This window comes from Carboxylicivirga taeanensis, from assembly GCF_051851475.1.
GTDB classification, from domain to species: Bacteria; Bacteroidota; Bacteroidia; order Bacteroidales; family Marinilabiliaceae; genus Carboxylicivirga; species Carboxylicivirga taeanensis.
The window spans coordinates 1-4,239 of the sequence record NZ_JBPUSJ010000037.1 but is presented as its reverse complement, the minus strand read 5'-3'; the positions used below and the strand labels follow the sequence as shown (position 1 = coordinate 4,239).

Genomic DNA, 4,239 nt, shown 5'->3' with positions numbered 1-4,239 from the left:
CGGTTAGCTGCATGATGCGGTAGCAGATTCGCGGTGCTGATTGTCCGTCCGACAGGACTGACAATCGAGGCGGGAATCGGCCCAACCGAAGCGAGGCGGACTGCTATGCATTATTGCAGCTTGTTGTAACCTGTTATTTTATATTCCTAATGTCTCTAATATTGAGTTTTGCACTAAGCCAAAAACCAAATATGAAGGTGTTTTACGCCAGCGTTTGGAAATCAAGCTTCCGAAAAGAAAAGTGCGGATGCCAGTTAAAACACATATTGTGGCAGAAAAACAGCTTAAGCTTGGCGTAAACAGTTTGTAAATCAAAATGATTCCTGTTCACGTTTGAGAATCAATTCCAGAGGCTCCTCAATTTGAACGTCTCTGCTGATATGAAAACAACCGAGTCAGGATTAGTGGCCAAGTTATTCTAAGTTTTGGTTTTTGGTGGACGACCAAAATCAATCTGTAAATATTTAACCAACAAATTGGTTACAACGGCCTGCCGCATGAAGCTGTAGCAGAGTCGCGGTGATTGTCCGTCCGCAGGACGACTAGACAATCTGCGGGAGTCTGCCCAACCAAAACCCCACTGCCGCCTGCTATGCTTTATTGCGGTTTGTTGGGTGGCGTTATTTCTTAATTATTTTGCCATTCGATTCTATTAAATAACTGGTCTTTGTCACGGTCGTTTCTTCGATACCAATGGTTTCATCTTCATCATTCATATTATAAGTCAAGCTTGTGTCTATTCTAGATATTTGTAATAATTCGTTGATGCTGCAGAATGATGATGAGTAAAAGTTATAATCTCTTCCACAATAACCTTCAAAAAAGTCAAATTCTGAAATTACTTCAGCGTTTGAGTCATAAATTACTAGCGATGGAAAAATATAATCTGCAGGGTACAAGTAAATTATGCCAATTGTATTTTCACTTATTAGGATTTTACCATAAATATTATGTGCTCCGTCTGGTTTGAATTTAGCAACGGCTTTATTTTCATAATCCAATCTTTTACTAGTAAAATCATCATAACACATTTTTTCAATGGGAAGTTCTAGTTCTGGAATTGTTTCTAGAAATTCTATAAAATCAGTCTTTGAAGTTATAAAGTCTGTTTTTCTTACTTTTTCTGGATTTAAATTTTTAATGCTTGTCTGCTCTGATTTTTTGGTTCTATTGGAACAAGAAGTTAATAGTACCAAGACAATGATTATAAATATTTTCATATTTTAGGTTTGCCTAGTTTATATAAAATCTTTTTCAATCCATGCGGTTTAATGCCACCCAACGGCTCGGCTATGAAGCGTAAGTGAATATTAACCGTACTCACTTACAAATTTCACTGAGCCAAAACGTTGCATTTGTTTTTATCTTTCCTTTTAAAAGCCAAATCAACGATTTGGCGGTGTTCGCCGAAGCTACGAACCAACCAAAACGAGTCGGCTCACTTATGCTTTATTAGCCATTGTTGGCATTTCGTGCTTTATTATTTTGCTCGGTCGGTTTCAATCCATAAAGGCTTTTTATTAACCAATGCAAAATACCACCTCTTACGGTTTTTATTATCCAGAGCTGTATAAAGAGCTTCGTATCCTTTTGAATTCGTCAATTGTTCAATATAAACGCCTTCCCCAACAATTTCTTGATAATCTCTTGGGTCATAATTTAAAGGATATTTGTCCGAGAATTTTTGAATCTCTTTTCGTTCTTTTGAACCAATTTCGCAATACCAAACTTCAAATTCTCTTTCATAAAGTCTGCCGTATCCTGGAAATTTGTCATCATCCCCAAAACCCAATTCTGTCCAACGTTCAGTCTTTCTGTGAACAATTTCCCATTTCCCCGAATCTCTTTTTGTTTCGGTTTTAACAGAAGTCGTTACTTGAAATCCAATTGAGCTTTCAACTGTTTGAGTATTTTTATTTGAATCCAACAATTCTTTAATTTCAACCAATTCATGACGTTTCAAGTTTGCAGCAGTCATTGGAGACTTATTGTTAATTTTCATAAAACATGATGAACAAATCCTTTCTTGGGATTTTAAAATACCTTTTCCAAAAACTGGTTGATTCCAGAATGATAGTTTCTTGTTACATAGGATACAATTCTTACTCATTTGATTCAATTTTAATTCTCAGTTTCGGGTTGTTTTGCATGAATGCCAACGGTTGGCCGCATGGCGCTGTAGCAGATTCTGCGTTGAGATTGTCCGTCCGACAGGACTGACAATCGATGCGGGAATCTGCACGACCAAAACCCTGCTGACCCCTGCTATGCGCTATGGCGGCGTGTTGTGTGGCGTTATTTATATTTTAAATTATTAATATTGAGTCCAGTCAACAGAACCAAGCAAGTAATAAGAATAACTTAAAAATGAAACAATTCCGATAATCAATAATATTACAATCGTAATTCCAATAAAATCAGCTAATCGACTTATGTCTTTAAATTTACTTATTCTATTCCTCCATTTGTCCTTATGCAAGAAGATATAATAGTCATGAACAAAAATAACCAACATAATTATTAAAGGAATTGCAATTTCTCGTCCTTTAGGTATTAAGTCCAACTTTGTTTTAACCATTATCAAACTATAAAGTCCGGATAAAACAAATACTTTCAGCATTCCAATTGAGATTACTGACTTCATATCACTCCACCATGATAGCGGTGAACTTTCCCAAAAACGATAAAAAGTATAAAACAAATAGTCATAAAAGTGTGTAAGTATTTTCATCGTTTATCAATAGCCTGGTTTATCGTTATTTTTTATGCCACACAACGGTGAGTATATGGCAAGTAAGGCATTTCGGAGAGCAAGCCTATCAAGTTTGCACTGAGCCGAAGCAAAAGCATCGGCGATGTTCCATTGAAGAACTGCCGTTCAATAGCCCACTTCCTGCCTTATTTGCTATATACATTGTTGTGTGCTGATTTTTTTAAGGAAGAATAACCAATTCTGTATAGTTAGTGAAATCTTCATCTGCAATTCCAATTCCTAACACTCTTACACCATCTATAATGTATTTTTTATATTTATAAGGATCAGATTCTTTAAAATGCATGTATAAAGAATGTGATATCGCTTTATCAATTAAAGCAATTCTATGTATATCACCTTCAAATTCGTCGTAATAAATAATTAGTCTTTCATTATAGTTACCTGCTGCTAATATGTCATTTATAGCTTTAAAGAAGAATAGCTGTTTAGATTCATGGCGTCCAATTAGTCCCAATGTTTTAGGATCATCTAAGAACTGCATTAATCCTTCTATATTAGTTTTTAATTCAAAACAACTATCATCTACATCTATTGAATTAATTGTCAGTTTCCCATCTAATAATAATTCTATTTCACTTGATAGTTTTATGTAATGTTTACAATCTTCGCTAAACATAGCATTGTCAAACAATACCCCAACTTTACCTGATTGTTCTTTTATAAATTCTGTAAAAGATTTATTTTCTAATAATTTAAAAGCTTTTCTTTTTAGTTTTTTACGACCTTTAGGATTGACATTTTCAAGTTCATTTGATTCAGGGAGATAACTGTTTAATATTTTACGCATCTCTTTTTTTAATGCCCTTTCATCTCTTTCCTTCTTTTTGTTTAGTAAATATTCTAATAACCCCATGTATGTCCTTAATTATAAATAAATTAATGTGTCTATGTTAAATTTACACACAACGGTTAGCCGCATGATGCAGTAGCAGATTTTCGGGATGATTGTCCGTCCGGCAGGACTGACAATCGAGGCGAGAATCTGCCCGCCAGAAGCCAGCCGAACTGCTATGCATTATTGCGGCTTGTTACAGGCTGTTATTTTATCTTCTTAATTTCACTAATAGTCAGCTTTGCTCAAAGCCAAAAAACTAATATGAAAGTGTTTTACGCCAGCGCTTGTAAATCAAGCTTCCGAAAAAAAAGCTCGAAAACCAGTTAAAACTGCTTATAATCAACTTAAAATAGAATAAGAGCGGCGTAAACAGTTTGTAAATCAAATTGATTCCTATTCACGTTTGAAAATCAATTCCAGAGGCACTTCAATATGAACGTCTGGGCTGATATGAAAACAACCGAGTCTGGATTAGTGGCCAAGTAATACTAAGTTTTGTTTTTTGGCGACCGTCCTCTATCCCACTTACAAAACTGAAACCCGAAATTGCCTGTAACGGTGGCTGCATGAAGCGTAGCACTTCTTACGCGAGATTGTCCGTCCGGCAGGACTGACAATCGGTTGGACT

Annotated in this window: 4 protein-coding genes; all 4 read right to left on the bottom strand. The window is 35.6% G+C overall.

All coding sequences use genetic code 11. The features are described from left to right. Positions 1-620 precede the first annotated feature (620 nt). Positions 621-1,220, bottom strand: a complete 600-nt coding sequence (locus ACSX1H_RS18830) for a hypothetical protein (protein ID WP_439185803.1) — start codon at positions 1,218-1,220, stop codon at positions 621-623. 260 nt (positions 1,221-1,480) lie between these two features. After that, positions 1,481-2,110 (bottom strand): hypothetical protein, encoded by a 630-nt coding sequence (locus tag ACSX1H_RS18825; protein WP_439185802.1) that lies wholly within the window; start codon positions 2,108-2,110, stop codon positions 1,481-1,483. 204 nt (positions 2,111-2,314) lie between these two features. Next, positions 2,315-2,731, bottom strand: a complete 417-nt coding sequence (locus tag ACSX1H_RS18820; RefSeq protein ID WP_439185801.1) for a hypothetical protein — start codon at positions 2,729-2,731, stop codon at positions 2,315-2,317. Positions 2,732-2,933: 202 nt separating this feature from the next. Then, positions 2,934-3,629, bottom strand: coding sequence for a hypothetical protein (locus ACSX1H_RS18815; protein ID WP_439185800.1), 696 nt, complete (start codon positions 3,627-3,629; stop codon positions 2,934-2,936). Positions 3,630-4,239 lie beyond the last annotated feature (610 nt).

What these genes read in the sequence shown, in the direction of transcription:
- ACSX1H_RS18830 (WP_439185803.1), bottom strand. Translation starts at nt 1,220, where the DNA reads ATGAAAATATTTATAATCATTGTCTTGGTACTATTAACTTCTTGTTCC.
- ACSX1H_RS18825 (WP_439185802.1), bottom strand. Translation starts at nt 2,110, where the DNA reads ATGAGTAAGAATTGTATCCTATGTAACAAGAAACTATCATTCTGGAAT.
- ACSX1H_RS18820 (WP_439185801.1), bottom strand. Translation starts at nt 2,731, where the DNA reads ATGAAAATACTTACACACTTTTATGACTATTTGTTTTATACTTTTTAT.
- ACSX1H_RS18815 (WP_439185800.1), bottom strand. Translation starts at nt 3,629, where the DNA reads ATGGGGTTATTAGAATATTTACTAAACAAAAAGAAGGAAAGAGATGAA.